This is a genomic window from Erwinia aphidicola, assembly GCF_024169515.1.
Lineage (GTDB): Bacteria > Pseudomonadota > Gammaproteobacteria > Enterobacterales > Enterobacteriaceae > Erwinia > Erwinia aphidicola.
On sequence record NZ_JAMKCQ010000001.1, the window covers coordinates 4,017,356 to 4,043,185 of the forward strand.

At 54.3% G+C, this 25,830-nt stretch carries 22 protein-coding genes; 13 read left to right on the forward strand and 9 right to left on the reverse strand.

Annotation, left to right across the window (positions count from 1 at the left end; translation table 11 throughout):
- Positions 1 to 89: 89 nt before the first annotated feature.
- On the reverse strand, positions 90 to 542 hold the full coding sequence (locus tag J2Y91_RS18910) for a DUF2946 domain-containing protein (RefSeq protein ID WP_253539145.1): 453 nt from the start codon (positions 540 to 542) through the stop codon (positions 90 to 92).
- 241 nt (positions 543 to 783) lie between these two features.
- On the opposite strand from J2Y91_RS18910, the gene J2Y91_RS18915 reads away from it, so the two are divergent.
- A complete protein-coding gene (locus J2Y91_RS18915) occupies positions 784 to 2,178 on the forward strand; it encodes a PTS fructose transporter subunit IIC (protein WP_133623702.1) in 1,395 nt (464 codons plus the stop codon).
- Positions 2,179 to 2,219: 41 nt separating this feature from the next.
- Here J2Y91_RS18915 and uspE read toward each other — a convergent pair whose 3' ends face one another.
- Both uspE and fnr read right to left on the reverse strand, forming a co-directional pair.
- The gene (gene uspE, locus J2Y91_RS18920; RefSeq protein ID WP_048916024.1) at positions 2,220 to 3,170 is read right to left on the reverse strand and encodes a universal stress protein UspE; all 951 of its coding nucleotides are present in this window, start codon (positions 3,168 to 3,170) and stop codon (positions 2,220 to 2,222) included.
- 116 nt (positions 3,171 to 3,286) lie between these two features.
- Positions 3,287 to 4,042 (reverse strand): fumarate/nitrate reduction transcriptional regulator Fnr, encoded by a 756-nt coding sequence (gene fnr / locus J2Y91_RS18925; protein WP_048916025.1) that lies wholly within the window; start codon positions 4,040 to 4,042, stop codon positions 3,287 to 3,289.
- Between the two features lie 304 nt (positions 4,043 to 4,346).
- On the opposite strand from fnr, the gene smrA reads away from it, so the two are divergent.
- Positions 4,347 to 4,907 (forward strand): DNA endonuclease SmrA, encoded by a 561-nt coding sequence (gene smrA / locus J2Y91_RS18930; protein WP_048916030.1) that lies wholly within the window; start codon positions 4,347 to 4,349, stop codon positions 4,905 to 4,907.
- On the opposite strand, the gene J2Y91_RS18935 is transcribed toward smrA, so the two are convergent.
- A complete protein-coding gene (locus tag J2Y91_RS18935; protein WP_048916026.1) occupies positions 4,904 to 5,827 on the reverse strand; it encodes a LysR substrate-binding domain-containing protein in 924 nt (307 codons plus the stop codon). The two genes, smrA and J2Y91_RS18935, sit on opposite strands and share 4 nt — an antisense overlap.
- A 351-nt stretch (positions 5,828 to 6,178) precedes the next feature.
- On the opposite strand from J2Y91_RS18935, the gene J2Y91_RS18940 reads away from it, so the two are divergent.
- A complete protein-coding gene (locus tag J2Y91_RS18940; RefSeq protein ID WP_133623701.1) occupies positions 6,179 to 7,504 on the forward strand; it encodes an MFS transporter in 1,326 nt (441 codons plus the stop codon).
- Positions 7,505 to 7,565: 61 nt separating this feature from the next.
- On the opposite strand, the gene J2Y91_RS18945 is transcribed toward J2Y91_RS18940, so the two are convergent.
- The gene (locus J2Y91_RS18945) at positions 7,566 to 8,000 is read right to left on the reverse strand and encodes a DoxX family protein (RefSeq protein WP_048916028.1); all 435 of its coding nucleotides are present in this window, start codon (positions 7,998 to 8,000) and stop codon (positions 7,566 to 7,568) included.
- A 164-nt stretch (positions 8,001 to 8,164) separates the two neighbouring features.
- Between J2Y91_RS18945 and J2Y91_RS18950 the strand changes: the two genes are divergently transcribed.
- Complete coding sequence (locus tag J2Y91_RS18950; protein WP_187496999.1) at positions 8,165 to 9,691, forward strand: carboxylesterase/lipase family protein; 1,527 nt, start codon at positions 8,165 to 8,167, stop codon at positions 9,689 to 9,691.
- A 239-nt stretch (positions 9,692 to 9,930) separates the two neighbouring features.
- Positions 9,931 to 11,580 carry a methyl-accepting chemotaxis protein gene (locus J2Y91_RS18955; RefSeq protein ID WP_253539149.1) on the forward strand — a complete coding sequence of 550 codons (1,650 nt, stop codon included), beginning with the start codon at positions 9,931 to 9,933 and terminating at the stop codon, positions 11,578 to 11,580.
- Here the strand turns inward: J2Y91_RS18955 and J2Y91_RS18960 are convergent.
- Positions 11,577 to 12,428 carry a LysR family transcriptional regulator gene (locus tag J2Y91_RS18960; protein ID WP_253539152.1) on the reverse strand — a complete coding sequence of 284 codons (852 nt, stop codon included), beginning with the start codon at positions 12,426 to 12,428 and terminating at the stop codon, positions 11,577 to 11,579. The two genes, J2Y91_RS18955 and J2Y91_RS18960, sit on opposite strands and share 4 nt — an antisense overlap.
- A gap of 116 nt (positions 12,429 to 12,544) precedes the next feature.
- Here J2Y91_RS18960 and J2Y91_RS18965 point away from each other — a divergent pair, with 116 nt between their 5' ends.
- The 5 genes from J2Y91_RS18965 to J2Y91_RS18985 all read left to right on the forward strand — a co-directional run bounded on the left by J2Y91_RS18965 (position 12,545) and on the right by J2Y91_RS18985 (position 17,532).
- Complete coding sequence (locus J2Y91_RS18965; RefSeq protein WP_133623697.1) at positions 12,545 to 13,714, forward strand: methionine aminotransferase; 1,170 nt, start codon at positions 12,545 to 12,547, stop codon at positions 13,712 to 13,714.
- A gap of 25 nt (positions 13,715 to 13,739) precedes the next feature.
- Positions 13,740 to 14,516, forward strand: coding sequence for a transporter substrate-binding domain-containing protein (locus tag J2Y91_RS18970; protein WP_133623696.1), 777 nt, complete (start codon positions 13,740 to 13,742; stop codon positions 14,514 to 14,516).
- 410 nt (positions 14,517 to 14,926) lie between these two features.
- Positions 14,927 to 15,787, forward strand: a complete 861-nt coding sequence (locus tag J2Y91_RS18975) for a glycosyltransferase family 9 protein (protein ID WP_133623695.1) — start codon at positions 14,927 to 14,929, stop codon at positions 15,785 to 15,787.
- Between the two features lie 91 nt (positions 15,788 to 15,878).
- Positions 15,879 to 16,484, forward strand: coding sequence for a LacI family DNA-binding transcriptional regulator (locus tag J2Y91_RS18980; protein WP_133623694.1), 606 nt, complete (start codon positions 15,879 to 15,881; stop codon positions 16,482 to 16,484).
- 154 nt (positions 16,485 to 16,638) lie between these two features.
- A complete protein-coding gene (locus tag J2Y91_RS18985) occupies positions 16,639 to 17,532 on the forward strand; it encodes an SDR family oxidoreductase (RefSeq protein ID WP_133623693.1) in 894 nt (297 codons plus the stop codon).
- A 145-nt stretch (positions 17,533 to 17,677) separates the two neighbouring features.
- Here J2Y91_RS18985 and pepT read toward each other — a convergent pair whose 3' ends face one another.
- Complete coding sequence (gene pepT / locus J2Y91_RS18990; protein ID WP_133623692.1) at positions 17,678 to 18,910, reverse strand: peptidase T; 1,233 nt, start codon at positions 18,908 to 18,910, stop codon at positions 17,678 to 17,680.
- Positions 18,911 to 19,038: 128 nt separating this feature from the next.
- Here pepT and J2Y91_RS18995 point away from each other — a divergent pair, with 128 nt between their 5' ends.
- Positions 19,039 to 20,631, forward strand: coding sequence for an ABC transporter substrate-binding protein (locus J2Y91_RS18995; protein ID WP_133623691.1), 1,593 nt, complete (start codon positions 19,039 to 19,041; stop codon positions 20,629 to 20,631).
- 69 nt (positions 20,632 to 20,700) lie between these two features.
- Here the strand turns inward: J2Y91_RS18995 and J2Y91_RS19000 are convergent, their stop codons facing one another.
- A complete protein-coding gene (locus J2Y91_RS19000; protein ID WP_133623690.1) occupies positions 20,701 to 21,624 on the reverse strand; it encodes a LysR family transcriptional regulator in 924 nt (307 codons plus the stop codon).
- A 159-nt stretch (positions 21,625 to 21,783) separates the two neighbouring features.
- Here J2Y91_RS19000 and J2Y91_RS19005 point away from each other — a divergent pair, with 159 nt between their 5' ends.
- Together J2Y91_RS19005 and J2Y91_RS19010 are read left to right on the forward strand one after the other, a co-directional pair.
- Positions 21,784 to 23,208, forward strand: a complete 1,425-nt coding sequence (locus J2Y91_RS19005; protein WP_133623689.1) for a M20 family metallopeptidase — start codon at positions 21,784 to 21,786, stop codon at positions 23,206 to 23,208.
- Complete coding sequence (locus J2Y91_RS19010; RefSeq protein WP_133623688.1) at positions 23,205 to 24,476, forward strand: MFS transporter; 1,272 nt, start codon at positions 23,205 to 23,207, stop codon at positions 24,474 to 24,476. The genes J2Y91_RS19005 and J2Y91_RS19010 overlap by 4 nt, the downstream gene beginning before the upstream one ends.
- Positions 24,477 to 24,569: 93 nt before the next feature.
- On the opposite strand, the gene J2Y91_RS19015 is transcribed toward J2Y91_RS19010, so the two are convergent.
- On the reverse strand, positions 24,570 to 25,610 hold the full coding sequence (locus J2Y91_RS19015; RefSeq protein ID WP_166643180.1) for an acyltransferase family protein: 1,041 nt from the start codon (positions 25,608 to 25,610) through the stop codon (positions 24,570 to 24,572).
- Between the last annotated feature and the right edge of the window lie 220 nt (positions 25,611 to 25,830).

Consider the following 25,830-nt stretch of genomic DNA (forward strand, 5'->3'; position numbering starts at 1 on the left):
GTGGTCCTGTGCAGGGCACATATAAAAAGGACAACGCTTTCCGACGGAGTTATCCGCAGTAAAATAATTGTATTAATCAGCGAAAGGAATTAAAGCAGCGGCGGGGCGCGAGGCTGGCAAATACTGGGGAAGAAAGTGACGTGAAAAGCGGGAAGAATTAACGCGGGCGGGGTGCAGGCAATCAGGCATATCAGCCAGAAAAAGGCGATAAACAGGCAGAGCAGCAGCGGCATATGGACCAGAAGCTGGCAGTAACCGCAGGCAAATTCGCCCATCATACCCATCTCGCTGCCCATATCATGATGCATGGCTTCATCAGAACCGGCGTGCATCATCATCGCAGCGTGGCTGGACATCGCGGGCATGGACATACCATCCATCATCATCTCTACAGGGTGATGCGCACTCATTTCGCTGCCGGCGGAGGTGCGATAACTCTCCAGCGTTTTGGAAACATCCGGCGCAATAAACAGCAGCAGTACCGCCAGAATAGCGATCAGAGCGGGCAAGCGGCGCTGTGACAGGCGATAGAATGAAACCAATCTGGCAATCCCTGCAGAGTGAATGAAAGGCGATAGTTTAGCGACTTTATTTGGCAATGTTAATGCGAACTTGAATTAATCATTATTAATTTAAGGCAAATAAAGGTCTCCCGCGGTTTTTTTGTGAGAGTACAGGTGTTGTCCAGCGCCCGGGACACTATTTGGTAGTGTTTTCCAGTTTTGCCTCTGCTTAGATAAGACTCCGGCCGGACCCTACACCAATAATTACCGGAGAACATCCATGAATATCATTGCCATCACCGCCTGTCCTACCGGTGTGGCCCATACCTATCTGGCCGAAAGCAATCTGAAAAAAGCGGCGAGAAAACTGGGCCTGTCCCTGCGCGTGGAAACACAGGGTGCCATTGAGAGTCAATACATCCTTAGCGCGGAGGATATCGCGGCCGCCGACATTGTGCTGATCGCCGCAGATAAGAGAGTCGAAATGGGGCGCTTTCAGCATAAAAACATTATCGAGGTTCCGGTGGCGCGTGCGGCCAGAGATGCTGAAGGACTACTGAATGCGATAACCGGTGGCGAACTGGTGCCGCATCGCCTTGAAACCCTGAGCGAAGAGCCGGGGAAGGCCGCAGCAGGCAGCAGTTCGCTGCTCTCCTCAGTCTATGTCCATTTGATTACCGGGGTGAACCTGATGATCCCGTTTGTGGTGGCAGGAGGGATACTGATCGCGCTCAGCTTCTCTTTTGGCATTACTGCAGCCACGCCGGGGGACGCCAGTTTTAGCCCGCTGGCGAAAATGCTGGCGGATATTGGGGGCGGCTCGGCGTTTGCCCTGATGTTGCCGATACTCGCGCTGGGCATTAGTCAGTCAATCAGTGGAAAAATGGGCATTGTCTCCGGCGCAGTGGGCGGCATGATGGCTATTCACACCGGCTCCGGCTTTCTTGGGGCGCTGATTGCCGGGTTTATCGCCGGCTACGTGACGCTGCTGATTGTGCGCCATATTAAACTGCCGCAGGCGATAGCCGGGCTGAAGCCGATCCTGATTGTCCCGCTGCTGAGCGTGCTGATCACCGGTGCGTTGATGGTGTGGCTAATTGGCGAACCCATTAAGCTGCTGCTGGGCTGGCTGACCGACTTCCTGAATGCGCTCGGGCACACCAACTCCGCGATACTCGGCTTACTGTTTGGCATGATGGTGGCTTTTGATATGGGCGGTCCGCTGAATAAAACCGTTTGTATGTTCGCCATCGGGCTGATGTCGAGCGGCATCTACGGGCCTATCGCGGCCTGCATGGCGGCGGGAATGGTACCCCCACTCGGTATTGCCCTGGCGACGCTGCTGTTCCGCCGTAAGTTCAGCCGCAGCGAGCGGGAAACGGGTAAAGTGACCTGGATTCTGGGGCTGTCGTTTATCACCGAAGGGGCGATCCCTTATGCGGTCTCCGATCCGTTACGCGTGATCCCGGCTATCGTGGCGGGCTCCGGGCTGGCCGGGGCACTCTCGATGGCGTTTGGCTGTGCCTCACGCGCGCCGCACGGGGGGATATTTGTGATGTTTATTCCCAATGTCATCGCCAACCTCGCTGCCTATCTGCTGGCGATTGCGGCGGGATCGCTGCTGACGGCGCTGATCCTGGGATTGCTGAAAAAAGAGCTGCCGGAAACGGCATAAAAAAGGCGGCCTGCGGGGCCGCCTGAACCCTTTAAGCAAGCTTAATCGTCTTCGTCGTCATCCAGTTCAACCGGTGAGGTGAAGCCGTCGGGTTTGATCGCCAGCAGATCGCAGCGCAGGTGGTCAATCACCTGTTCGGCGGTATTGCCAAGGAAGGCCGCGGACAGCCCGGTGCGGCCAATCGTTCCCAGCACCACCACACCCGCATCCAGATGTTCCGCCAGGTCAGGGATGACTTCCTCCGGCAGGCCTTTTTCAACATGAGTAAATTTTTCATCAATGCTAAAGGACTGGCGCAGCGCTTTCATCGCCACTAAATGCTGACCGCGAATCGCATCGTTATACACGCTGGGATCGAAGTCCGGCAGTTCAATCGCGATGTTAATTGGCGTGACGGGGTATGCGCCAACCAGATGCACTTCGGTATGGTTGACGCGTTCCGCCAGTTCCAGCGTCTCTTTCACCAGCTTGGTATTCAGCGGATCGTGATGAGGTTCTTCACTGGCAAGGTTAACCGCTACCACCGCTTTACCGCCTTCCGGCCAGGCCTGGTCTTTGACCATCCAAACCGGGCAGGGGCACTTGCGCAGCAGGTGCCAGTCAGTCGGGGTGAAGACCACCGCCTGCAGGCGGTCGTGCTGGTGGGCCATCTTAATCACCAGGTCGTGCTGGTTGTTCAGCACCTCCTGGATAATGGCTTCGTACGGGCGGTTATGCCAGATCACTTTGATATCAATCTGCACTCCGGCCGCGAGGTAGGCCTGCGACTGCTCGCGGATCCACTCAGTGCGCTGGCTGATCACCCCTTTACGCATGGTGATGCGTTCATCAGGGGAGAGCAGGGTAGTCATCTCGTAGGAGAAGTCGTAAATAGGAAGAAAACAGGTAATTTTACCGCCAAGGCGCTGATTCAAATAGACAGCACGGCGAAGTGCAGGCTGATCGTCCTGCTGTGGGTCGATAGCCACAAGAATGTTTTGATACTGAGCCATAACGATTTCTCCTTACACTGAGCGTGTCAGTTTAAAGATAGCCCAATCGCGGCAAAGGAAAAAGAGGAAAAGTTGTTGCCGGATCAATAAAATAACAAATATTGACCCGGCAATTATCAGGCAACCGTGTGGCTCTGGCCCGCAAGCTCCGAGAGGATTTGATGATTTTCAATGGTGATGTATTTGCCTTTCACTGCCAGCATGCCGCTTTTCTGGAAGCGACCGAGCAGGCGGCTGATGGTTTCAACCGTCAAACCGAGGTAATTACCAATATCGCCACGGGTCATGGTCAGGCGGAATTCACGCTGCGAGAAGCCGCGCTGGCCAAAGCGACGTGACAGGCCATAAATAAACGCAGCCAGGCGCTCTTCGGCATTTTTCTTTGACAGCAGCAGGATCATTTCCTGGTCACCTTTAATCTCACCGCTCATCAGGCGCATCATCTGTTGGCGCAGGCTGGGCATTTTACCGGATAGGTCGTCCAGGGTTTCAAAGGGGATTTCACACACCATGGCGGTTTCTAACGCCTGGGCAAAGCTGGGGTGAGAACTGGCGCTAATGGCGTCAAATCCAACCAGGTCACCGGCAAGGTGAAAACCGGTAATCTGCTCATCACCCTGTTCGGTGATGGTGTAACTCTTAATGGTTCCTGAACGGATCGCATAGAGTGATTTCAGTTCATCACCGGCTTTAAACAGCGTCTGGCCTTTCTGAATCGGTTTTTTTCGCTCGATGATATTATCGAGCTGATCCAGTTCGTGCTCGTTAAGCGTGAAGGGAATGCATAGCTGACTGATGCTGCAATCCTGGCAGTGAATAGCACAACCACCTGATTGAATGCGTCGGGTAACAATTCGCTTTTCCTGAATCATGATGTACGCTCGATGATAATTGACTGACATCAATTTACCATTTTTCGCTTACAGAATGAAACTCATCTGAGCAGTTTTGGGCACAATAAAAATGGGGATGTTATTGTCAAGGAATATCAATGTGAACGCGGTGTAAAATACCCGTAGTTAAAGGGGGTATTATCGCCAATTCTCTCGCCCTTATGCCCTTTTGCATCATTTTATCCCCTGAACAACAGAGGTGACCGCGGGCGGATTTTTGCTAAACTCACAGCTCTGGCCGAATAGGGTCACGACTTGATAATGACCGGGGGTGAGTATGACCATCAACCTTGATGAGCTGGATCTGTTTAAAAACGCGATGGAAGACGTCAAACCGCTGAAAGAGTGCAGCAACGTCGTGTGGATGAAGAGCCCTAAGCCCACCGCACCGCGCAAGCAGGATCTGCAGTTAGACAACCCCCTGACCAGCGGGCTGCTGGATATTGTTCCGCTTACCGTGCCGCTGGAATATAAGGCGGAAGGCATCCAGCAGGGGGTGCTGGATAAACTCTACCTCGGCAAATACCCGCCGCAGGCCAATCTCAATCTGATTCGTCAGAGCGTTGAACAGTGCCGCCAGGCGCTGTATCTGTTTATTCTGCAGGCGGAGCATCACGGGCTGCGTAATCTGCTGATCGTTCACGGCAAAGGGCGTGACGATCGTTCGCACGCCAATATTATTCGCAGCTATCTGATGCGCTGGCTACCGCAGCTGGAGCAGGTACAGGCCTTTTGCTGTGCGCGCACTCATGATGGCGGCGAGGGAGCCTGCTATGTCGGATTGCGTAAAAGCGAGCAGGCGCGGCTGGAAAACCGCGAGCGTCACGCCAAACGCAGCCGTTAGCCGGAGTGGGATTTACGGATGGTCGCCAGCATAATCTCTGCACACAGCGTCAGACTGCTGCCGGAGCGGGTCATAATGCCGACCGGCTCCCCCGGGCCATGTGGGGCAATGGGCAGTGCGGCCAGCGAGTTGTGCAGCAGATCCTCTTTGATGGCGCCGGATGGCACAAACCAAACATAGTTGTAGCGCAGCGCCAGCTGGCGGGCGAGGGAGGTCGAAGAGGTTTCGACCAGCGAGCCGGGCAGCTGGCAGCCTTGCTCCTTCAACATTGCTTCCGCCACGCGCCGTGGTGCTGTGCCCTCCGGAGAGATGACTACCGGCCACGACAGTGCCTTCGACAAGGTGACGTTGTCACTTAAGAGCGGGTGATCGGGACGCACAACCAGCCGCATCGACTCCAGGAACAGCAGTTCATAGGTTAACCCGGTCATCAAATCCGGATCGGCCATGCGGCCAATGCCGACATCAAACTCTCCCGCCTTAATTGCCGCAATCAGCACATTATTGTGCAGCGTTGCCACCTGGACGATAGCCTGCGGCTGCTGCTGGTGAAAACGATCGAGAATTGACGGTAGCATGCCCAGCGCCACGGTGGTCAAAACGCCAACGCGTAACACTTCGGGGTCTTGCTTCACCGGGAGATTAAATGACTGCCCGGCATGATTGAGCGCATCGAGCACGCGCACCGCATGGGTCAGAAACTGTTCCCCCATGGTGGTGAGCTGGGCTCCGAGACGCCCGCGTTCGAACAGACGCACGCCCGCCAGCTCCTCAAGCTCATTGAGCGTCTTTGACAGCGCAGGCTGGCTGAGGGACAGGGTTTCGGCGGCACGGCCCAGCGTCCCCTGTTGAGCAACAGCGACGAAAGTATGCAGATGGCGCAGACGAATGCGCTGATTAAACTGATATTTTTTGTCCATAACGCAGAGTAATGAGGGCGGCGATAAACTGGCAAGATCTATCTGAGCGTTTTGTTAACCTTATTGCAAATTTTAATTAACATTTACCGGCTATATGGCCGTATTCATCACTTTTTATGCGGATAAGCCCTGGGGGTTATATCGGCAGATTATAAAACCGCAGAAAAAACAGGCGAACTGCCTTTTTGCGGTTAACCAGGCTTTTTGTTCGTATTACCGTGAAAAAACGAACAAAACTGGCAGGAGAATTCCATAACAATCCGTTATGATAGCCGCCACTTTTTTAAATCAAACCTCAGCGAGTCGACATCATCTGGCCGGGGTTGACCCAGGCCAGCTATGGAGTGCGATGTGGACAGTAGCGCAGCGATCGATATCCGTGCGTTGATTAATCAGGGGGCGTTGAGTCGCTATCAGAAACGGATTATCGCCCTGAGTTTTGCCGTGGTTGCCATGGATGGTATGGATATTGCGCTGATGGGCTTTATCGCTCCTGCGCTGAAAACTGCCTGGGGCGTGACCAATCACCAGCTTGGCGCGGTGATCAGCGCTGCGCTGATCGGCCTGGCGCTGGGGGCAATGTTTGCCGGGCCGCTGGCAGACCGTTTTGGCCGCCGGGTCATCATCATCAGCAGCGTCTTCTTCTTTGGCCTGTGGACGCTGGCGACCGCGTTTTCGCAAAACCTCGACCAGATTATGCTGTTTCGCTTCCTGACCGGGCTTGGGCTGGGCGCAGCGATGCCCAATGTCGGTACCCTGGTGGCCGAATACTCCCCGGAGCGCAAACGCGCCTTCCTGATCACCGTGGTGTTCTGCGGTTTTACCTTTGGTGCGGCGACCGGCGGGTTTGCCGCCTCGTGGCTGATCCCGAATTTTGGCTGGCACGCGGTGCTGGTGCTGGGTGGGGTTCTGCCGCTGTTGCTGGTGCCTCTGCTGCTACGCGGGCTGCCGGAATCGGTGCGCTTTATGATGACGCGCAACGCACCCGCCGCTGAGATCCGCGCCATTGTGCAGAAGATGCATCCTGGCTGCGTGAGCGATGAGAGCCGCTTTACGCGCAGTGAAAGTGTCGCCAGTGAAGGGGCGATAAAAGTGGTGTTATCGCGCCGCTACGCTTTTGGCAGCATGATGCTGTGGGGCAGTTACTTTATGGGGCTGTTCCTCGTCTATCTGATCGGCTCCTGGCTACCCTCGCTGGTGAAGGATGTGGGAATGACGGTGACGCAGGCAGCGCTGGTTACGGCGATGTACCAGGCGGGGGGTACCGTCGGGTCACTGTTTGCGGGCTGGATGATGGACCGTTTTAACGCCAACCTGGCGCTGGCGGCTATCTATTTTACCGGTGCAATTGCCACGGTCTGTATCGGCTACGCTCCGCCGGACGCATGGGTGCTGAGCGCCATCGCTTTCTGCAGCGGTTTCTGCCTGAACGGTGCCAATACCGGGATGAATGCATTATCCGCCAGCTACTATCCGACCCATGCCCGTGCGACCGGTTCCAGCTGGATGCACGGCGTTGGTCGTATCGGGGCTATCCTCAGCGCTTTTGCCGGGGCACAGATGCTGTCGATGGGCTGGAATATCACCGATGTCTTCTCATTCCTCGCCATTCCGGCGGTGCTCACCACGCTGATGCTGGTGGCGAAATATCTGTATGGCTATCAGCGGTCAGATTAACCCTGGGGCGACACAATAAATCGGTGGGGCTGACCCTCTTTTTGGGTCAGCCCGCCTCACATCACTGCAAACTGCTGTTCTTCACTAAGGTAAAACGGCCAGCCCCTAAAAACATGACCGCCAGCGCACCGAAGAAATAGAGCGCTTCACCTTCCAGTGCCCATGCGCCAACGCTGGTTCTGTCCCATACCGCACCGGTTTTTACCAGCAGCGTTGCCACCACCAGATTGACTGCGATAACAAACGCCGCCGGGCGGGTCAGCAGGCCAACGATAATCATCACCGGTGCAACGACTTCGCCGAAATAGGCGCCGTAGGCGACAAACCCCGGGATGCCGTGCGCGTGCAGCAGGCGTGCAATCCAGCCTACGCCGTGCTGGATCTTAAATACCCCATGAAACAGCAGCAGAGCCCCGAGTGAAACGCGTAACACCAGCTTGCCCAAATCGGGGTGGTCGCCGAGGCGGGAAAATCCATTATTGATAGCGGAAAACATAAAGTGGTCCTCAACGTTATGGCAAAAAATCCTGCATCGCAGCCGCGGATCATCGCATTGCGAAAAACTCATCACCTATCAGCATAATCTGCAAATAAGCTGGCGTTATGGACTTTCTGCCTGCGGATGCAAATAATTAATGCAGGCCAGTTTTGGATGAACTAATGAGAAACGATCGTTTATTACGGATTAATACCGCAGAAGGCTGTCTGCGAGGAAACGTGGAAGAGGGTGTATTTGTTTTTAAAGGGATCCCTTACGCCGCACCGCCCGTTGGCCCGCTGCGCTGGAGAGCGCCGAAACCGGTCCCGCCCTGGGAAGGGGAAAAGGATGCCAGCGCATGGGGCTTTGCCAGCTGGCAAAGCCGCGAATACTGCCTCGCCGTTGGCGGAGGCGACCCTGGCACCTTCAGCGAAGATTGCTTATATCTCAACGTCTGGACACCCGATGTCGAGCCATCTTCACCGCTGCCGGTGATGGTGTGGATCCACGGTGGCGGCTACGCCGTCGGTTCAGGTGGGCTGACGCCGTACATTGGCGCACCGCTGGCACAGCGCGGCGCGGTAGTGGTGACGATCAACTATCGCCTGGGTCATCTGGGCTTCTTCGCCCATCCGGCGCTGGACCGCGAGTACGCCAAAGGTGAAGTGATAAATAATTTCGCCTTGCTCGACCAGATCAGCGCCCTGCAGTGGGTGCAACGTAACATTCATGCCTTTGGCGGCAACCCGCACAATGTCACGCTGATGGGCGAATCCTCGGGTGCCCGCAGCGTCCTGTCACTGTTTGCTTCGCCGCTGGCGCAGGGTCTATTCCACAAAGGCATTGCGCAGAGCGCTTACTCTTTACCTGACGTCCCCCGTGCCGAAGCGTTAAAGAAGGGCGAGGCGCTGGCCAGCCATTTTGCACTTGGCGAAGCGACGGCAGAACAGCTGCGCGCGCTGCCCGCCGAAGCCTTCTGGTCGCTGGACAGTTCGCTGGGAACCGGGCCAGTCGCCATCAGCGGTGACTGCGTATTGCCTCAGCCAATGCTTAACGTATTCAATGCTGGCAAACAGCAGCGTCTGCCGCTGATGATTGGCAGTAACAGTGATGAAGCCAGCGTGCTGAACTATTTTGGTGTCGATGCCGCGAAGGTGATCGCCAGGCTGCGCGCCAAACAGCCCCTGACGCTGCGCTTGATTAAGCTGTTATATCCCGGCGTCTGGGATGACATTGAGCTGGGCCGCCAGGTCGCGCGCGATATGAGTTTCACCACCCTGGGCTATGTTATGGCTCTGGCACAGCACCGCATTGGCATTCCGGGCTGGCGCTACTACTTCGATTATGTTTCCGAAAATGCCCGCGATATCTACCCGCACGGCACCTGGCACGGCAATGAAGTGCCGTACGTTCTCAATACGCTGGGGCAGATGCCGCCGGGCGAAGCCGATCGCGCCTTTACCGCAGGTGACCACCAGTTCGCCCGGCGCGTCAGTGAATACTGGCTAAGCTTTGCCCGCGATATCACCGAGTTTTCCCATCAGATCGGCGGTGAGGTGAGCTGGCCTGCCTGGCATCCTTCACAGGATGTTACCCTGCGCTTCGGTCAGGACGGGTTGGCCGATATCCATATTGAAAAACGTTTTATGCGCCGCCGCATGCAGGTTTTCCGCCTGCTGATGAAGGCCCTTGTCCATCTTAAACACTAAACAATAATCACGCAGCGGTAATAGTTAATGATTACTGCTGTGTTTTAAATAACTTAAAAAAGTTAAATATCGGTTCATAGCAATCACTTATATTACATCAGCACTAAAATCAGGCGGCGGAATCAACAATATTAATCGTGTATTTTTCTTAACTGTTTCTTCGTAATTTGCCGATAACTCTCTTGATAGCCCACTTATGTCATCACTTTTATTCGGTATCACCAGGTTACGGAGTCCCTATGAACTTATTAAAGAACTACACGATCCGCGCCATTATGCTGTGGATCCTCGGCCTGTTTTGCCTGCTTTGGGGAGGCGTTGGCGGCTACAGCGTCTATTCTCTGAACCAGCTGGCAAAGGGTAACGACGTTGACCGTCACCTGGTAAGCCAGATGACCACGCTGAGTAAGGGTAACGACCAGTATTTTCGGGTGATTACTCGTCTGTCGCGGGCCATCGAATCTAAAAAGCCAGAAGATATGGCCTCCGTGCAGAAAGCGCTGGATAACATGACCACGCTGCTGGCCGATTTTAAAAAACAGTCTCCCGGCCCGCTTGATGCCCAGTATGCGGCGGGCGCCATTGATAGCTGGCAGAAGCTGCTGGATGAGGGCGTTTCTCCGCAGGTGAACCTGGCAAAGCAGGGCAGCCTTGATGATTTCCGCCGCCAGGCCAGTAGCGTAACGCCTGCGCTGAGCCGCGCATTTGGCGCCAGCGTGGAAAAGTTCAACAGCGCGGCGGGTGCCAAGCTGGATGACACGCGCATCACCGTTGATCACCTGACCAACGTCACCAAAAGCGTGCTGGTGATGGCGGTGATTGCCGGGCTGCTGATTTTACTGTTCACCGACCGCTATCTGGTGGTGATGCTGGTGCGCCCGCTCGACACCATCCGCGAACACTTCCGCGTGATTGCCGAAGGTGACCTTAGCCAGCCGGTGAATGACTTTGGCCGTAACTGCGTCGGCAAGCTGGTGCCTTTACTGCGCGCGATGCAGGACAGCCTGCGCGAAGCGGTCAGCTCAATTCGCAGCGGCACCGAAAATATCTATCGCGGCGCAGCGGAGATCTCCTCGGGTAACAACGATCTCTCTTCGCGTACCGAAGAGCAGGCCTCCGCGCTGGAGCAAACTGCCGCCAGCATGGAGCAGCTCACGGCTACGGTGAAGTTCAACGCCGATAACGCGCGTCAGGCCAGCGATCTGGCGGATACCGCCTCAGCAACCGCGGGTAAAGGCGGCAAGCTGGTTGGTCAGGTGGTCAGCACCATGGAAGGCATTGCCGGCAGTTCGAAGAAGATTGCCGAAATTACCACGGTGATTAACAGCATTGCTTTTCAGACCAACATTCTGGCACTTAACGCTGCGGTCGAAGCCGCACGCGCCGGTGAGCAGGGGCGCGGTTTTGCCGTGGTAGCCAGTGAAGTGCGCAACCTGGCGCAGCGCAGTGCTAACGCGGCCAAAGAGATTGAAACCCTGATTGCCGACTCGGTCAGCCGGGTTGACGATGGGTCGAAGCTGGTAAACGCGGCGGGCAGCACCATGAACGATATTCTGCACTCGGTAGGCGAAGTGACCGAGATCATGAAGCAGATCGCCTCGGCATCGGAAGAGCAGAGTAAGGGCATTGCGCAGGTCGGCACCGCCATTTCCGAGATGGACAGCGTGACCCAGCAGAACGCCTCGCTGGTTGAACAGGTCTCCGCCGCTGCCAGCGCGCTGGAGCGTCAGACGGAAGAGCTGACGCTGTCGGTGGCTAAATTCCGCCTGTCGGCGACCGAGCCTGCGGTGAAAAGTGCGGCGCTGAAATCGCCAGCGCGCGCCGCATCACCTTCGCCTGTCCTGGCAAAAAGCCCGGCGGCTGGCGCTGATGACTGGGTAGCGTTCTAATTCCCCACTGATAACCACGCCACCAGCTCATCCAGCAGCGGTGGCGCTTCCTCAGGCGGGCGGCGGAGCAGGCTGTAAACCGCCCCCGTTTTCACACTGCCGCTAAACGGCGCCACCAGGCGCTGCATCGCCAGATCTTCCGCAATCAGCGTCACATCCGCCACCGTCACGCCAAACCCCTGAATGGCCGCACTGATCGCCAGATCCATGGTGGCAAAGTGCTGGTTACGCTTCATGATCGGCGGCTGGCGGTTGGCCTGGAGCCAGAGCTGCCAGTCACGGCTGTCGGCGGTGGGATGCAGAAAAGTCATCGCGGCCAGCGACGCGGGCGTGACGGCCGGTTCGGGCAGCAGCGCGGCGGCCATCACCGGGGTTAATGCCTCTTCAAACAGCAGCACGCCGTGGCGCGGCATGCTGCCGTAAACAATGGCGGCATCAAAATTTTCCAGCTGGCCGCTGTGCTCAACGGTGGTGGTGAGGGAGACATGCAGTTCCGGGCGCTGCTTCTCCAGCGCCACCAGTTTTGGCACCAGCCAGCGCATCGCACAGGTTGGGGCTTTCAGGCGGATCACCGCGTGCTGACGGCTCGCCTGCTGTGCAGCGTCGTGCATCTGCTGATAGCCGCTTTGTAGCGCGGGCAACAGGCTGGCCCCCTGCGGGGTCAGATGCAGGCCGCGCGCGTGGCGATCAAACAGGGTAAAGCCAAGCCACGCTTCCAGCGCCGCAATTTTACGGCTCACCGCACCCTGAGTAATGCACAGCTCGCTGGCCGCACGCGTCAGGTTAAGGTGACGGGCAGCAACGATAAAAGCATGAATGGCATTTAACGGCAGCGGACGCTGGGGCATAGAGGCTCTCTGAGCTATGTTAAAAAGTCATGGCTATTATGACAACAATTCGCTTGTCGCCTCAAGTGCCGCCAGGTAGAACTGGCATCATTACTTTTCTTCCGACTGGAGCTTCTATGACCATCACCTCAGCGGTGCAGCAGCGCTCAAAACTCCCCGATGTTGGCACCACCATTTTCTCGGTGATTGGCCAGCTCTCCGCGCAGCATAACGCGATAAACCTGTCGCAGGGCGCACCAAACTTCCCTTGCGACCCGCTGCTGGTTGATGGTGTCACCCGCGCCATGCAGCAGGGGCATAACCAGTATGCACCGATGACGGGGTTGGGCGCGCTGAGAGACGTGCTGGCGGAAAAAGTCCACACGCTTTACGGCCAGCAGTATGACGCGGGCAGTGAAGTGCTGATCACCGCCAGCGCCAGCGAGGCGCTCTACTCAGCGATTGCCGGGCTGGTGCATGCGGGCGATGAGGTGATCTTCTTTGAACCCGCGTTCGACAGCTATGCGCCGATTGTGCGCCTGCAGGGGGCGAAAGCCATTGGCCTGAAGTTACAGGTGCCGGAGTTTGCGATTAACTGGGAGGAAGTCAGCGCCGCGATCACCTCGCGCACGCGGATGATCATCATCAACACACCGCACAACCCCAGTTCACAGGTGCTGAGCCGCGAAGATCTCGACCGGCTGGCAGCGCTGACGCGCAACACCGATATCGTGGTGCTGTCCGATGAAGTGTATGAGCACATCCTGTTTGACGGCCGCAAGCATCACGGCATGGCAACCCACCCGGAGCTGGCGCAGCGCAGCGTGATTGTCTCGTCCTTCGGTAAAACTTTCCACGTGACCGGCTGGCGCGTCGGCTATCTGTTAGCCCCGGCGCAGCTGATGGAGGAGGTGGTTAAAGTGCATCAGTTTATGATGTTCTCCGCCGATACCCCCATGCAGGTAGCGTTTGCCGACTATCTGCGCCAGCCAGCTAACTATCTGGCACTGGGCGAATTCTATCAGCGCAAGCGCGACACCTTAGCCGCGCTGCTGCAGGATTCGCCGTTCAGGCTGCTGCCATCTGCGGGATCGTTCTTTATGTTGGCCAGCTATGCTGATTTCAGTGACGAGACGGACAGCGAAATGGTAAAACGTCTGATTGTTGATCATGGTGTGGCGACCATTCCGCTGTCGGCATTTTATACCGATGGCACCGACAATAAATTAATCCGTCTCTCTTTCGCAAAAGACGAAGCCACTTTGCAGGCGGGCGCACGCGCACTCTGCCAGGTCAAGCCTCGCTAACTTAATCACACTTGAGGGGAAGTACATGAAGAAGCTGAACGCGTTGTTGGTGGCGGTAGGCCTGTTGAGTTCTTTGTCCGCGCTGGCGCAGGAGACGCTGCGCTACGGGCTGGAATCGCAGTATCCACCTTTTGAAAGCCGCAATGCCTCCGGGGAGCTGGAAGGGTTTGATATTGAGCTGGGCAAAGCCATTTGCCAGGCGGGTAACTTCAAGTGCAGCTGGGTTGAGAGCAGCTTTGACGCCTTAATCCCGGCACTGGCGGCGAAGAAGTTTGATGCCATTAACTCGGCGATGAACATCACCGAAGCACGCATGAAAAGCATCGGCTTCACCAAGCCTATTTACCGTATTCCCAGCATGCTAATCGTGAAAACCGGTTCTGGCCTGCAGCCAACCGTGGAGAGCCTGAAAGGTAAGAGCGTGGGCGTGCTGCAAGGGTCCGTACAGGAAACCTTCGCTAAGAAGCACTGGGAGCCGCAGGGGGTGACCGTAACCTCCTATCAGGACCAGAACCAGGTGTACAACGACATGGATGCTGGCCGCCTCGACGGTACGCTGGTGATGTCTGCTGCCGGTCAGTCCGGCTTCCTCGACAAGCCGCAGGGCAAGGGTTACAGCTTCGCCGGTAAAGCGGTAGAGGATGAGCAGGTGCTGGGCGTGGGAATCGGTTTTGGCCTGCGTAAAGACGACGCTAAGCTGAAGCAGGATCTCGATGCGGCGATTGCTAAAGTACAGGCTGACGGCACCGTCACCAAGCTGGCTGCCAAGTTCTTCCCCGGCATTGATGTGTCAGTAAAATAATACTTTCCCGGTACAGCGAAGCGACGGCAAGATGTCGCTTCGCCACTGACTTCTCCTCAATATTTTCAATCTAATTATCCCGTTAGAAATTTAAGCCTTAATGTGTTTATTAAGTAAAAATTCGCTGGGCAAGACTTTTTCAAAAAAACTCAGAAAACGCACGAATGGAACTACACTTCCGATTCAAGTATATTATATTTCTCCGTTTTCTATTAAATCTAAAAAATTTATTTTTTTGCTCACTCTTTGTAATTTATATGAAAATTTAAATGCCAATGCTATTAACCATCAAAGCATGATCTCCAGCACATTTCTAAATAAAAATATTCAGTATTATTGTTTTGTCCCTGTTGGTTTTAGTGTTCGTTAAAGTCAGTTTCGATTTTTAAAAACATGGAAGGATAAAATAAATGGATATATCTATAAGGTTGGCGAATTCTTTAGGCTGTTCTGTAGCAGGAACGGCTGTTGTTCATAGTATTTATGAAAAATTTAAAGGCGAGAATATCTCCGTTTATACAAAGTTTCCTAGCCTTTTATCTGGCATTGAAGGTATCGATGTTGTAACTGCAGTAACAGAACTCGATGATTTCTTTGACGTCGACTTGCGTAAGTATACTGAACGGCGCCCCCACAATTCCTTCCCTTATCGACCAAGTTTTTATCATATGCTAGAGATGGCCGAGGAACAACTCAAATGTACACTCCCTATCTGTAATCCTAAGATAATTATCCAGCCAGAGGAAATTAAAATTGCACGTGAGAAAGTGGCGCGATACACAAAGCCTGTTGTTTGGTTACAAACCATATCAAAAAGTTTCAACCGAAATTGGCCAGCTGAAAATTGGTCTCAACTAACTGAATTTTTCAAATCAAAATGCATATTTATTGATCTCTCAAAGGCAGAATATTCTCTGCGAGAGTATCTTGCTGTAACAACACAATGTTATGCTGGGATTTGCCTTGATAGTTTTTTAATACATGGTTCTGCAGCGGTAGGTGCACAAAATGTGATAACGATTTTGGGAAGTTCAAGACCCCAAGTTGTGACCTATCCGGGTCAATCGCTTTGCTATTCATCCAGTTCATGCGAAGCTCAGCCATGCGGTATGCATGGTTATTATAGAGGATGTTCAGCTGTATTTGATAATCACTTCAATAATAACCTATGCATTCATCAAAGTCCCATTTGCATGGAGGGTGTTTCTTTTCAACAAGTTGTAGGGAAACTTAAAAAAATACTCTCTGGCTTTAAAGTGAAGACTACTTAATTCAACGAGTCGTGTTTATAATTTCGATTAAATTTAATGAAATTAATTAGTTAGTAGTTGTTTTGTTCATTTTAATTCTCAGGTGATATTAATGAGGAAAAATAAAAAGAATGTAATACTTCAAGATGTAGCTAAAAAAATAGGCGTTTCATCTATGACTGTATCTAGATTTTTAAATTGTCCAAATCTGGTTTCGGAAGAAACAAGAGAAAAAATTGAGAGGGCAATTTCCGATTTAAATTATGTGCAATGTGGTTTGAAGTCGGAAAATATAAAAATTTGCGATATTGCTAATGAAGCCGGTTTATCACCTATGACTGTATCGAGGGCTGTAAGTAAGCCTCAGCTCGTGTCTGAGAAAACTAGGTTCTATATAGAACAGACTATCTCTCGAATGAGCAGCAGGAAAAAAGAATCACAAAACTCTCTAGCATTGTCTGAAAATGATTTTTTATTTATGTTTTTTTGTATGAATCTTGATATGGCACTCGTTATTAACTATATAAAAAATGTATATGAACGTGGAGTGATACCATGTGTGCTGCCTTACGAAACAAAAACTGAACTTCTATCTAATATCTCAAGAGTAAGGTGTATATGTCATTGTGAATTGGTTGTTTTATCTGATAATGACGATGTTGATTTTAGTGATCTTACATCTATAGTTAATGTTATAAATATTGCAAGAGAAATTTAATTTTTAGAGATTTAACTTATCTATTATGCTTAAATGACTTTAAACTCCAGATTATTCGGTTGAAAACAGTTTGACTAACTTGAGATTAGTTTAACTAATCAATGATGTTTTTTAATTACTTAGTTTCTTTCTGATTATTTGTTAAGGAGATATAATGTCCGTTAATAAAACTAACGATCTTGATTCTGTTGAATATCCATTCCCACCTTTTCCTGAACAGACTCAGCTAGCTCCAGGGCTGGCCAACAAAATGATACCTTTACCTGATCATGGTGAATTAAGCTATAAGGGTAGTGGGCGTTTAGTTGGCCGTAAAGCTCTGATTACAGGAGGGGACTCCGGTATCGGTCGTGCGGTCGCCATCGCTTATGCTCGCGAGGGAGCTGATGTGGCAATCAATTATCTTCCTGAAGAAGAATCTGATGCTGTTGAAGTGATCCGCCTGATTGAAGCGGAGGGAAGGGTAGCTGTCGCTCTTCCAGGAGATATTTGCGATGAAGCGTTCTGCAAAAGGTTAGTCAAAGAAGCCGCCTCCAGACTTGGAGGTATTGATATTTTAGTTAACAATGCAGGGCGTCAGCAATACAATGAATCTATTCGGAATTTAAAGACTGAAGATTTTGATGCAACGTTCAAAATAAACGTTTATGCGATGTTTTGGATAACTAAAGAAGCTGTAAATCACCTTCCCAGAGGGGCTTCAATTATTAATACCAGTTCAATTCAGGCGTTTGATCCTAACGAGATCCTGCTTGACTATGCTCAAACTAAAGCTTGTATTGTTGCCTTTACCAAATCACTGGCAAAGCAGTTGGCCAAAGAAGGTATTCGAGTCAATGCAGTTGCACCTGGGCCATACTGGACCGCTTTGCAACCTAGCGGTGGACAGCCAACGAATAAGGTAAGTACTTTTGGCGCTTCTACGCCGCTAGGGAGACCTGGACAACCAGCAGAAATTGCATCGCTTTATGTGACAATGGCCTCGACTGAAAATAGTTACAGTTCCGGACAAGTCTGGTGTTCTGACGGTGGAACTGGAACAATATGACTTTTTTATGAACCTATCCGCCTCATTCTATTACTTTCCTTTCTTCCAATGTCCCATGGGTCGGGCATGCCCGATCCCCGACGAAAATGTTGCTGGAGATCGTAGGGTCGAGGCATGCCTCGACCGTATTTCTTTCCGCCGACTATCACTCCGCTGCCAGCAGGCAAATTTTCTCTGCCAGCAGGTAAGATTTCACAAACGACGGGATCGGCAGGAACTCAAATTTCGAGTGGAAGTTATGCGCCCCGGTAAAGAAGTTCGGCGTTAACAGACCCTTGGCCGACAGTGCTGCGCCATCGGTGCCGCCGCGCATTGGGATCACCTTCGGTTCAATCTCTAACTGCTTCATCGCCTCAAAGATCAGTTCGATCGGGCGGCGATCGTCGCCAATAGCATTGCTGATATTGCTGTAGGTATCGCTGATGCTGACTTCAACTTTTCCGGTTGGGTAGGCCTGACGGATTTTCTCCGCCACGTCATGCATCTGCTGTTTGCGTGCGGCAAAACTGACGAGGTCAAAATCACGAATTGAAGCCTTCAGACGCGTCTCGCTGGCGTTGGCCTGCATGTCGTTAAACCAGGTGTAGCCTTCGCGCCCCTCGGTATGCTCCGGCGTCTGCTGACGGTCGAAGTGGCTGATAAAGTCCCACGCCATCAGCAGCGGATTGACCAGCACCCCTTTGCCCGACATCGGGTGTGCTGTTACACCGGTCAGGCGGATTTCAGCGGCAGCGGCGTTAAAGTTCTCATAAACCACTTCGCCCAGCTCGCAGCAGTCGATAGTGTAGGCAAAATCGACGTCAAAACGGGCTTTTAAATCCAGCGCCTTCGCACCGCGCAGGCCGATCTCTTCATCCGGCACAAACGCCACCACGATATCGCCGTGGGCGTGCTGCGCATTCAGGTTTTCCATCAGCGTCATCACCACTGTGACCGCCGCTTTATTGTCGGCGCCGAGCACGCTGGTGCCGTCGCTGAAGATGATTTCCTGGCCGTGATAGGCGCGGATCTCCGGGTGTTCCGCGCTGCGCAGCCAGATATCCTGCGTTTGGTTCAGGCACAGATCCTCACCCTCATAGCGCAGCGTCTGCGGATGAATATGCGGTGACAGCCCGACGTCGACGGTATCGATATGGGTGATAAAGCCAATGCGCGGCGCATCAGGGCGGTTGCCGGGCTTAACGGCGGTAACGGTAGCAAACTCATCAATCACCACCTTTTCCAGCCCGAGCTGGCGCAGCTCGTCAGCCAGCATTTGCGCCATCTGATGCTGTTCCGGCGTGCTCGGCAGCACGGTTGCTGCGGCATCACTCTGGCTGGTAACGGCCAGATAACGATAAAAACGCTGAGTCAGCTGGCTCGCCAGGTTGTCGGTCATAACGTTTCCTTATTTGTCGCGAACTATAAAGGTTCTGTAGAGTTGCCAATCGTGTTATTTATTAAACAGATATCTTTTTGTTTTACGCATCACCCCCTGACAAAGTCAAATAAAAAGCGAGGATGGAGATGAAGAAAGTGGTATTACGCACGGTACTGGCGGCTCTGGCGCTCACCGTGGCCTCTGGGGCAGCCGCAAAAACGCTGGTGTTCTGTTCGGAAGGGTCGCCGGAAAACTTTAACCCTCAGCTGTACACCTCCGGCACCAGCGTGGATGCCAGCGCGGTGCCGATTTATAACCGCCTGGTGGATTTCACACCGGGTACCACCGACCTGATCCCGAGCCTCGCCGAGAGCTGGGATATCAGCCCGGACGGCAAGGTTTATACCTTCCACCTGCGCAAAGGCGTTAAGTTCCACAGCAGTAAAAGCTATAAGCCGACGCGCGATTTCAACGCCGACGACGTTATCTTCTCGTTTATGCGGCAGAAAGATCCGGCTAACCCGTATCACAACGTCTCTAACGGCAGCTACACCAACTTTGAAAGCCTGGAGTTTGGCACGCTGCTGCAAAAAATTGAGAAGGTGGACGACCACACCGTGCGCTTTACGCTGGCCCATGCCGAGGCGCCATTCCTCGCCGATCTCGGCTGGTATTTTGCATCGATCCTCTCCGCCGAATATGCCGATGCGATGCTAAAGGCCGGCACGCCGGAGAAAGTGGACCGCGACCCTATCGGCACCGGGCCATTTGAGCTGGTGCAGTACCAGAAGGACGCGCGCATTCTGTACCGTGCCTTCCCGGACTACTGGCAGGGCAAAGCGAAACTGGATCGTCTGGTATTCAGCATCACCCCTGATGCCTCGGTACGTGCTGCCAAGCTGGAGAAAAACGAATGCCAGGTGATGCCATTCCCAAACCCTGCCGACCTTAAGCGCCTGGGCGAAGACAAAAATATCACCCTGATGCAGAAGGCCGGGCTCAACACCGGTTTCCTCGCGTTTAACACCCAGAAAGCCCCGCTGGATAACGTCAAAGTGCGCCAGGCGCTGAGTATGGCGATCAACAAACCGGCGATTATCGAAGCGGTATTCCAGGGCACCGGCACCGCAGCGAAAAATCTGCTGCCGCCGGGGGTGTGGAGCGCTGACCAGGACCTGAAGGATTACGATTACGACGTAGAAAAAGCCAAGGCATTGCTGAAAGAAGCCGGAATAGCCCCTGGCACCAGCATTGACCTGTGGGCGATGCCGGTGCAGCGCCCTTATAACCCAAACGCGCGACGCATGGCCGAAATGATCCAGGCTGACTGGGCGAAAGTGGGCATCAAAGCGAATATCGTCAGCTTCGAATGGGGGGAGTACCTCAAACGGGTGAAAAACGGCGAACACCAGGCCGCGCTGATGGGCTGGACCACCGCAACCGGGGATCCGGATAACTTCTTCGGTCCGCTATTCAGCTGTACTTCGGCCAACGGTGGGTCAAACTCGTCGAAGTGGTGCTACCAGCCCTTTGACCAGCTGATTACCAAAGCGCGCGCCGAGCAGGATCACGACAAGCGCGTGGCGATGTACCGGGAGGCGCAGCAGATCATGCACGACCAGGCCCCAGCGGTGATGATTGCGCACTCAACCATTTTCGAACCGGTGCGCAAAGAGGTGAGCGGTTACGAAGTCGATCCCTTCGGTAAGCATATTTTTTATCAGGTAGAGATGAAATAAAACAGCGGCTTGAATGTCGTAGGGGGCGACCTTCTTTTTCGGTCGCCCCACCAACGGCACGCAGCCATATCACAGACCAAACTGCGCTCTGATCTCCATATCCTGCTGCTTTAACTCCATTCGCACAAAATCCACAAACAGCGACAGCGCTGCCGACGGCTGGCGCCCAATTGCCGTCTGCATCTGCAGCGAACGCTGGCTCAACTGGTCCGGTCCCACCGATTTCAGCACCAGCCCGTGCTCCAGCGCCTGATACATCACGGTGAAGTGGCTACTGATGGTGATCGCCTGCGGTGTATGTAGCAGGAAGGTGTAAAGCGAGCTGAAGTTATTGCAGGTCAGTACCGGCTCGATAAAGGTGCCGCTCATACGGCAGGAGAGGTCGAACAGCTGGCGCACGGTGAAGTTGGCATTGGGCAGCGCCAGCGGGTACGCCAGCAGGTCACTCAGCTTCATCTCCTGCTGCGCCAGCGGGTGGCTGCTATGCAGCACCAGCAGAACCGGAGCAGGCCAGGATGCCGCCACCTCCACACCGCGCTCCGGGTGCAGGCTGAACTGGAACGCCACATCACACTCGCCGCGCCGCAGGATCTCCGCCACTTCCAGCGAGCTGGCTACCGTGAGTTGGAAACTGACCCCGGGGTGCAGCAGGCGAAACTGGGTAAACAGCATTGGCAGCAGGCTGAAAGCCATTCCGTCGGTGCAGGCTACCCGCAGCGCAGTGCGCCTGACGGCTTTTAGCCCTTTAATCTCTGCAATCGCGTGCTCCATATCCATCATGCTTTTTCGCACGTGGTTTTCAAAAATCTGCCCGGCATCGTTCAGCACCATGCCGCGCGCGTGGCGCTCAAACAGCGGGGCGCCAACGCGCTCTTCCAGCCGCTGGATCTGGCGGCTGATCGCCGATACCGCCACAAACAGCTGCTGGCTGGCGGCGCTGAGTGAGCCGCAGTTCACCACCGCCAGAAAATAGCGGATTTCACTGCTGTGCATGGTAGTGCCTCCTGCTGGTGCATGTGCTTTTAAGGTGCAGCGCATCGTTGCTTTAAAAGCAAAGCCCGTTTGATATTTTGATGATTGTAGCAAAGCCCGATTGTCGCTTAAAACTAAACGGCAAACACAAAAAATAAACAGATAAAACGGACAACTATCATGACAGGTGAACAGGCAGTCGCGCAGGCTACGGCGTATTTTGACAGTGGGGAATTTAAAACGGTGCTGGCACGGCGCGTGGCGCTGCGCACTGAAAGCCAGCGCGACGACCGTGATGCGCTGATCCAGAGCTATCTTGATGATGAGATGGTCCCCGCCATGCAGGCGCTGGGCTTCAGCACGCAGCAGCTGGCGAACCCGCAGGCGCCGCAGCGCCCCTTCCTGCTGGCGACCCGCGTTGAAGACCCGCAGCTCCCCACGCTGCTGTGCTACGGCCACGGCGATGTGGTGTTTGGTGACGATGAAAACTGGCGCAGTGGGCTGAACCCGTGGCAGCTGCTGGAAGAGGGCGACCGCTGGTACGGGCGCGGCAGCGCCGACAACAAAGGGCAACACTCGGTGAACATTGCCGCGCTGGAGCAGGTAGTAGCCGCGCGCGGCGGTCGTCTTGGCTTTAACTGCAAGTTTCTGTTTGAGATGGGGGAAGAGATCAGCTCCCCGGGCCTGAAGGAAGTGTGTCAGCGCCATGCCGATCTGATGAAAGCCGATATCTTTATCGCCTCCGATGGCCCGCGCCTCAGCGCGGAGCGGCCAACGCTATTCCTCGGTTCGCGCGGTGCGGTGAACTTCCGCCTCAGCATCCACGCGCGCGATCGTGATTATCACTCCGGCAACTGGGGCGGTCTGTTGAGCAACCCGGGTACCCAACTGGCCAACGCGCTGGCCTGCCTGGTCAATCAGCACGGCCAGCTGCAGGTTGCCGCCCTGAAGCCGCCGGCGATTAGCGCCGCAGTAAAAGCGATCCTCAGCGATATTGATGTCGGCGAAGGCGACGGCCCGGCCATCGATCCCCGCTGGGGCGAATGCGGCCTGACGCCAACCGAGCGCCTGTACGGCTGGAACACGCTTGAAGTGCTCTCTTTCCTCACCGGCAATCCGGCGCGGCCGATGAACGCCATTCCCGGCAGCGCGACGGCGGTCTGCCAGCTGCGTTTTGTCGTCGATACCGACTGGGAAAATATCGCCAGCCACCTGCGCACACATCTGGATGCGCACGGCTTCCAGCAGGTTGAGGTCGAGGTGCTGCGCGGCTCTCCGGCCACGCGCCTTGACCCGACCGATCCGCTGGTGGGCTGGGCGCTCGGAGTGATGGCGCAGACCAGCGGTAAAAAACCGGCGCTGCTGCCCAACCTCGGTGGTTCACTGCCGAATGATGTCTTTGCGCAGACGCTCGGCCTGCCGACGCTGTGGGTGCCGCACTCTTATCCCGCCTGCGGTCAGCACGCGGTGGATGAACATATGCTGAAATCGATCGCCCGCGAGGGGTTACAGATGATGACGCGCTTATTCTGGGATTTAGGCGAGCAGGGCAGCGATCTGCTGGCGCGCCATCGTGCGCACCGTGCACAGGGGGCAGGCCAGTGAGCAGCTTAATTCAGCCTCAGGCGGCGGCGCAGCCGAACCTGTATAAAACGCTGTTCGCGACCTGCGTCGGCAATGCGCTGGAGTGGTTTGATATTGCGGTGTACGGCTTTTTCGCCAGCTATATCGCCCACGCGTTTTTCCCTACTGAGGATCCGTCAGTCTCCATGCTGCTGACTTTCGGCAGCTTTGGCGTATCGTTTCTGATCCGTCCGCTGGGGGCAATTGTTCTCGGTGCCTATGCAGACCGCGTCGGGCGTAAAAAAGCGCTGCTGATGTCGATCATGTTGATGATGGTCGGTGGGTTAATCATCACTGTGATGCCGTCTTATCAGAGCATTGGCCTGCTGGCACCGCTGATGATTTTGCTGGCGCGCCTGATTCAGGGCTTCTCGGCGGGCGGCGAATTCGGCAGCTCTACCGCCTTTCTGGTGGAGCACTTTCCCAAGCGTCGCGCCTTTATCGCCAGCTGGCAGTTTGCTACCCAGGGGGCAAGTACGCTGATGGCCTCGGCGTTTGGCTTAGGGCTGACCTCGTGGCTGACTGAAACGCAGATTCAGGACTGGGGGTGGCGCATTCCGTTTGCTTTCGGCCTGATTATCGGCCCGGTTGGCCTGTATATTCGCCGCCACGTGCATGAGCCGGCCAGCTTTGTCGCGCAGGAGAAGTCCCACGCGCCGCTGAAAGACCTGATGAGCCGCCAGAAAACGCTGCTGCTGCTGGCAATGGGGCTGATGGTGATCTCCACCGGGGTCAACTATATGCTCAACTATGTGCCGACGTATGCCACCAAAACGCTGCATCTGCCGGGTTCTGCGGCCTTTACCGCAACGCTGGTTGCCGGAATTATTCTGACGGTGGTGACCCCGCTGATGGGGCTGTGGGCGGAGAAAGTCGGGCGCGTACCGCTGATGTGGGGGTCATTAATCCTGCTGGCGCTGACCATCTATCCGGCTTTCCGCATGGTGGTGAATAACACCACGCCGACCACCTTGATCCTGCTGGTTGGTTGGATGGCGCTGCTGAAATCGGTCTACTTCTCTACCGTGCCGTCGATGATGGCCGATCTGTTCCCGATTACCACCCGCGCCAGCGGCATGGCAATCAGCTATAACGTGGCGGTCACGGTGTTCGGAGGTTTTGCGCCGCTAATCTGTACGCTGTTGATCAGCGCAACCGGCAGCAGCCTGGCGCCGAGCTACTATCTGATCCTGCTGGCGTTATTCAGCGCGGTGGCGCTGGTCAACAGCCAGCGCCGGGTAGGGCGCTAAAACAGCAGGGGCGACTGAAATGCTCGCCCCTGTCACAAACCCTAAACCTGTAGGGGGTGACCCTTTTTTTCGGTCAACCCACAGTGCAGATACCTAAGAGGTTTTCACTCTGAACACCATGGTGGCACGCTTCTCAATCAGCCAGTAGATCATATAACCGACCACCGCTGAGGCCACGCTGAGGATCACCATCGCCAGATACATCGTGGCGGTGCTGGCCGCGGGCATAAACACATGCAGTACCTTCTCCAGCGCCCCCATAAACAGACGGTGGCACAGATAGATAGAGTACGAAGCCAGACCCACGGCACTCACCACTTTGGTCATGGTGGTTTGGCGAACCGTATTAAACTCCAGTCCGGTCAGCAGGAAGAAGCTCAGCGTCAGCACCAGCAGCTGAAGCACGCCCTGCAGCCACAACGTAGAGAAAGTCAGCAGGGCGACAATCAGCACCAGCGACAGTGCGCTATGGGCATAACGCTCCGGCATACGCTTTTGCAGCATAAAGCATACAATCCCGCTCAGGAAATAGAGCATGATATCGTTGGTATAAAACAGGAAGTAGCTCTGTTGAGAACTGCCCAAATATCCCATCAGCATCAATAAAGCAATGGAGACAAAAATAAAGATCAGGCCGGTACTGCGGCGGAATAATAGCCCGATGGCAAACACCAGATAAAACAGCATTTCGTAGCACAGCGTCCAGCCAACGGATAATACCGGCGTGAGCGTATCGAGTTCTTTAATGTAAACCGAAGGAATAAATAACAGAGAAAGAATATCATCCAGCGGCGTTAATACAGTTGATGGGAACCAGCCGGGGTTAATTACCCATGCGATAATCGTCAGCAGGGTAAACAGATAATACATCGGCAGAATACGCACCAGCCTTTTCTTGACAAACAGCGCCATCTTACCGCGGCCAAAGTCCTCCCAGTGCACGCACGCCATCAGGTAGCCGCTGATCATAAAGAACAGCAGTACGCCAAGCTTGCCTACCGCGCCGCCATAGCCAAACAGCCCGGAAAAATAGCCCGGACTTAATTTGGCCGCAAAGCTTTCTGCATGACAGACGACCACCAGCATACAGGCCACGGCCCGTAGATAAGTAATCGACAGGATATTAGTTTTCACAGCCATTCCCCCTTGGGATTTAATCCCCCCTGCATAAATGATGCAAGGGGGATTAAAGTAACGATAGAAAAATAAAGAAGAAAATCGAAAGGGTATTAATATTTCAGGTCTTATAAGGAAATAATTTCCCTGGTGTTGTAATCGCTCGTACGACAGTTAGCGTGCTGTTGTGTAGTGTCTTGCGACGATGAAACATTACCCAATATTGAGGTAAACACCT

What these genes read in the sequence shown, in the direction of transcription:
- uspE (WP_048916024.1), bottom strand. Translation starts at nt 3,170, where the DNA reads ATGGCTCAGTATCAAAACATTCTTGTGGCTATCGACCCACAGCAGGAC.
- pepT (WP_133623692.1), bottom strand. Translation starts at nt 18,910, where the DNA reads ATGACCGACAACCTGGCGAGCCAGCTGACTCAGCGTTTTTATCGTTAT.
- J2Y91_RS18955 (WP_253539149.1), top strand. Translation starts at nt 9,931, where the DNA reads ATGAACTTATTAAAGAACTACACGATCCGCGCCATTATGCTGTGGATC.
- J2Y91_RS19000 (WP_133623690.1), bottom strand. Translation starts at nt 21,624, where the DNA reads ATGCACAGCAGTGAAATCCGCTATTTTCTGGCGGTGGTGAACTGCGGC.
- J2Y91_RS18975 (WP_133623695.1), top strand. Translation starts at nt 14,927, where the DNA reads ATGGATATATCTATAAGGTTGGCGAATTCTTTAGGCTGTTCTGTAGCA.
- J2Y91_RS18915 (WP_133623702.1), top strand. Translation starts at nt 784, where the DNA reads ATGAATATCATTGCCATCACCGCCTGTCCTACCGGTGTGGCCCATACC.
- J2Y91_RS18965 (WP_133623697.1), top strand. Translation starts at nt 12,545, where the DNA reads ATGACCATCACCTCAGCGGTGCAGCAGCGCTCAAAACTCCCCGATGTT.
- fnr (WP_048916025.1), bottom strand. Translation starts at nt 4,042, where the DNA reads ATGATTCAGGAAAAGCGAATTGTTACCCGACGCATTCAATCAGGTGGT.
- J2Y91_RS18995 (WP_133623691.1), top strand. Translation starts at nt 19,039, where the DNA reads ATGAAGAAAGTGGTATTACGCACGGTACTGGCGGCTCTGGCGCTCACC.
- J2Y91_RS18960 (WP_253539152.1), bottom strand. Translation starts at nt 12,428, where the DNA reads ATGCCCCAGCGTCCGCTGCCGTTAAATGCCATTCATGCTTTTATCGTT.
- J2Y91_RS18980 (WP_133623694.1), top strand. Translation starts at nt 15,879, where the DNA reads ATGAGGAAAAATAAAAAGAATGTAATACTTCAAGATGTAGCTAAAAAA.
- J2Y91_RS19005 (WP_133623689.1), top strand. Translation starts at nt 21,784, where the DNA reads ATGACAGGTGAACAGGCAGTCGCGCAGGCTACGGCGTATTTTGACAGT.
- J2Y91_RS18945 (WP_048916028.1), bottom strand. Translation starts at nt 8,000, where the DNA reads ATGTTTTCCGCTATCAATAATGGATTTTCCCGCCTCGGCGACCACCCC.
- J2Y91_RS18970 (WP_133623696.1), top strand. Translation starts at nt 13,740, where the DNA reads ATGAAGAAGCTGAACGCGTTGTTGGTGGCGGTAGGCCTGTTGAGTTCT.
- J2Y91_RS18985 (WP_133623693.1), top strand. Translation starts at nt 16,639, where the DNA reads ATGTCCGTTAATAAAACTAACGATCTTGATTCTGTTGAATATCCATTC.
- J2Y91_RS18950 (WP_187496999.1), top strand. Translation starts at nt 8,165, where the DNA reads ATGAGAAACGATCGTTTATTACGGATTAATACCGCAGAAGGCTGTCTG.
- J2Y91_RS18935 (WP_048916026.1), bottom strand. Translation starts at nt 5,827, where the DNA reads ATGGACAAAAAATATCAGTTTAATCAGCGCATTCGTCTGCGCCATCTG.